The organism is Paenibacillus sp. AR247, from assembly GCF_002968895.1.
GTDB classification, from domain to species: domain Bacteria; phylum Bacillota; class Bacilli; order Paenibacillales; family Paenibacillaceae; genus Paenibacillus_AQ; species Paenibacillus_AQ favisporus.
Window position 1 is genome coordinate 173,193 of record NZ_PCZT01000018.1, and the last position, 3,325, is coordinate 176,517.

Genomic DNA, 3,325 nt, shown 5'->3' on the forward strand with positions numbered 1-3,325 from the left:
CCACGCTCAAAGAGAGCCACCGCAGCCTTATCAAAAAGACCATCCATTACATGGAGCAGGAATGCCAGTATGCTTCGCTGCAGAGCGTCGCGCAGAAGGTGTTCATTACGCCGACTTATTTGAGCCTGCTCTTCAAGACGAACACCGGCAAGACGTTCATTGAGCACCTGACCGAAATCCGGATCGACAAGGCCAAGGATATGCTGCGGACCACCCATTACAAAAACTATGAGGTTGCCGAAAAGGTCGGATACCAGGATTCCCGCTATTTCAGCCAAATTTTTAAAAAGAAGGTCGGTGTCTCCCCCAGCGAGTACCGGGAGTCGATCTGTAAATAGGCAGCGAAAAAAGGAAGCAGGCCATTCAGCCCGCTTCCTTTTCTCTTGTTGTGAGCCCGCTACAGCCGCACGTCGCTCCGCGGACCGTCGAGCTCGTTTTTTCGGGCTTCCTCAAGCTCGGTCTCCCAGGTCAGATGCCGATACTCGGCGGCAGCCTCGTCGCTCTCAAACCACTGGGTGAAGTCCTCCCACAGCGTTGTGGTCCAGGAGGCGTCGATCTGCGCAGTGGAGTAGACGCCTTCCTTGAGACGGACGAAGCCAAAGATGTCCCGTACCTGCGATTTCTCCGCCTGCACGGCCGTCAGCTCGGCCAGATGGGGAGGGATGAAGATGACGCCGGCCGGCGTGCCCAGCACCACGTCGCCCGGCAGGCAGATCGCCTTGCCGATCCGGGTCGGCACGTTCATGCCTACCATGGTGACTTCACCGATGGCCGTCGGATCGCTTCCGCGGTAATAGACGTTAATGTTCTTGATTTCGGACACCTGCTGATTGTCGCGGATGCCGCCCCAGATCACGGCTCCGCCGCGCTTTGTGCGGGTGGAGATGGCCGTCGAGAGGTTGCCGCCGACATAGGTGCCGAGGTGGACCTTGTCGAACATATCGACCACGACGACGTCATCTTCAACGAGAGAATCGATGACCCACTGGTTGAAAAAGCCGCTGCGGCCTTCCTGTTCATGACCGTAGTTCAGCAGCGTCTCGTGCAGATCCGGCCGCTGCGGTACCATGACCGCGGTGACCGCGCGTCCCACCATGACCTGGTCGGGATGCACAATTTTGAAGGCGCCTTCAAACTGGAATTTGTAACCCCGGTGCCAGAGCGGCCCCCACGCTTCTTCCAGCGTAATTTTGCGGATTCTTCTCAGCACGTCTTCGGGCACCTTCGGCCGTCCGTTCTCGAACCGCTCGCCCTTCCACTGCGGCGTCAACTGAATGATATCTTCCGGATTGTCAAATTTCATTCCAAAATCCCTCCTCGATCAATGGATGCTTTCGAACCTAGTGCTTGATTCCATTGTTAAGGACGGATTCCGTTTTGTCGATGCGACTTTCTTTAGATGATCGAATTTATAAATTTTCAGCAGAGCTGATCCATTCGATCATCGCACAGCTTCTCTACGACACTCTCCAGATCTCAAACCAAACGGCTTATCTATGACACTCTCCAGATCTTAAGCCAAACGGCCTATCAATGACACTCTCCAGATCTCAAGCCCAACGGCCTTCTATGACATTTTCCAGATCTTAAACCAATCAACTGCTCCCCGGCACAACGCAAATCTCAAATCAATTGGTCTTTTCTCCGCACTGCCCATTTTTGATTAGGCTTTCGTACATTATCTGTCCTTATCCAATGGACATATTCTTGTTTTGTTTTATAAATGATGGACACGACACTATATACTTCTACGGACGATGTGAAAGCAAATTTCTCTACATCTTGTATTAACATGTAGATTCTAACCGATATATGGGACAAGGACGGAGAGCAAAGATAAGGTGCGTTTGTCCACCTTTTGAAAGACAAAATCGCAATCTGTTCGTTGTCAGTGAACAATATCCTGGAGCGATACAAATCTAAGTTTTGTTCGTTATAAGTGAACCAACGCCATTGAAATTTACATCTAAAGTTATTGGCGTTTCGGATCATATCTCATTTTTCCCATCTGAAGTTGAAGGAGCGGGGTGAGGCTCAGACGGATTTTAAAAAAACAAACATTATCGTAAAATCGTCGCCTTTAATCATGAAACCGCTTTCGAATAAAGTAGTACTACAATCATTTTTATGATGATGGAATGCAAGAGGGGAGGAAATGAAAAGGATGGTTGCAGAAACGAAAACGACAGCCGAAGCGGAAAAGACCCGACGCGCCGTCCGAAAGCGCGCAAAGACCGGGGACACCCATTTGGCGGGTTATATCTTTATTTCCCCGTGGCTCATCGGCTTTTTACTGCTTACGCTGTGGCCTATCGCCCAATCGTTTTATTTGTCCTTTACCGACTACTCGCTGCTGGAAGACCCGGTTTGGGTCGGAACCGAAAACTACGTCAACATTTTTACGAATGATTCGACCTTTACCAAATCGCTTAGCGTCACCTTTTTGTTCGTCCTGTTCTCCGTGCCGCTGAAGCTGTTCTTCTCGCTCCTCGTGGCTATGGCGCTGAACCAGAAGTTAAAAGGCATGAACCTGTACCGGACGGCCATCTATTTTCCTTCGCTGATCGGCGGAAGCATTGCGGTGGCAGCTCTGTGGCGCAACATGTTTGGCCTCGACGGCTATATCAACCAGGTGCTCGCCTGGTTCGGCATCCAGGGCGTAGGATGGATTTCCAATCCCGACACTTCGCTTGGCACGCTCATTCTCCTGAACACCTGGCAGTTTGGCTCGACGATGGTCATCTTTCTGGCCGGCCTGAAGCAGATCCCGCAGGAGCTGTACGAATCCGCAGCCGTGGACGGCGCCGCGAAGATCCGCCGGTTCATCAGCATTACGCTGCCGATGCTGTCTCCCGTCATGTTTTTTAACCTGATCCTCGGTGTCATCGGCTCCTTCCAGACCTTTACCTCCGCGTTTATCATCACGAAGGGCGGTCCGGTCAACTCCACTTACGTGTATGCCTTGTATTTATACGAGAAGGCATTCAAGCATTACCAGATGGGATATGCCTCGGCGCTGGCCTGGATCCTGCTCGCCATTGTCGCACTCCTGACCATCGTGAACTTCGCCGCATCCCGCTACTGGGTATTCTACGAATCGGAAGGAGGGGGAACGAAGTGAAGCTGAAGTCCAAGGTAACGAATCATCTGTTTCTCTCCTTGTTCTCGCTTCTTATGCTGTACCCGGTCATCTGGTGGGTCGGCGCCTCCCTGAAAAAAACCGAAGAACTCAGCCTGCCGACGATCTGGCCCAAGACGCCGATGTGGGAAAATTACAGCAAAGGCTGGCATTTCTCCAGCGAGTACACGTTCGCCCACTTCTTCG

General features: G+C 51.8%; 3 protein-coding genes and 1 pseudogene. 3 read left to right on the forward strand and 1 reads right to left on the reverse strand.

Annotation, left to right across the window (positions count from 1 at the left end; translation table 11 throughout):
- A partial coding sequence (locus tag CPT76_RS26555) for a helix-turn-helix transcriptional regulator (RefSeq protein ID WP_181153058.1) occupies positions 1-338 on the forward strand: 338 nt, incomplete at its 5' end.
- A gap of 59 nt (positions 339-397) precedes the next feature.
- On the opposite strand, the gene CPT76_RS26560 is transcribed toward CPT76_RS26555, so the two are convergent.
- Positions 398-1,303: an RraA family protein gene (locus CPT76_RS26560; protein ID WP_105445038.1), complete on the reverse strand. Its 906-nt coding sequence runs from the start codon at positions 1,301-1,303 to the stop codon at positions 398-400.
- Positions 1,304-2,155: 852 nt separating this feature from the next.
- On the opposite strand from CPT76_RS26560, the gene CPT76_RS26565 reads away from it, so the two are divergent.
- The gene (locus CPT76_RS26565; protein ID WP_374954734.1) at positions 2,156-3,121 is read left to right on the forward strand and encodes a carbohydrate ABC transporter permease; all 966 of its coding nucleotides are present in this window, start codon (positions 2,156-2,158) and stop codon (positions 3,119-3,121) included.
- Positions 3,118-3,325: pseudogene (locus CPT76_RS26570) on the forward strand (carbohydrate ABC transporter permease); the annotation flags it as partial. The gene CPT76_RS26565 and the pseudogene CPT76_RS26570, both read left to right, overlap by 4 nt.

Coding starts and splice junctions, on each gene's coding strand:
- CPT76_RS26560 (WP_105445038.1), bottom strand. CDS start 1,303: ATGAAATTTGACAATCCGGAAGATATCATTCAGTTGACGCCGCAGTGG.
- CPT76_RS26565 (WP_374954734.1), top strand. CDS start 2,156: ATGAAAAGGATGGTTGCAGAAACGAAAACGACAGCCGAAGCGGAAAAG.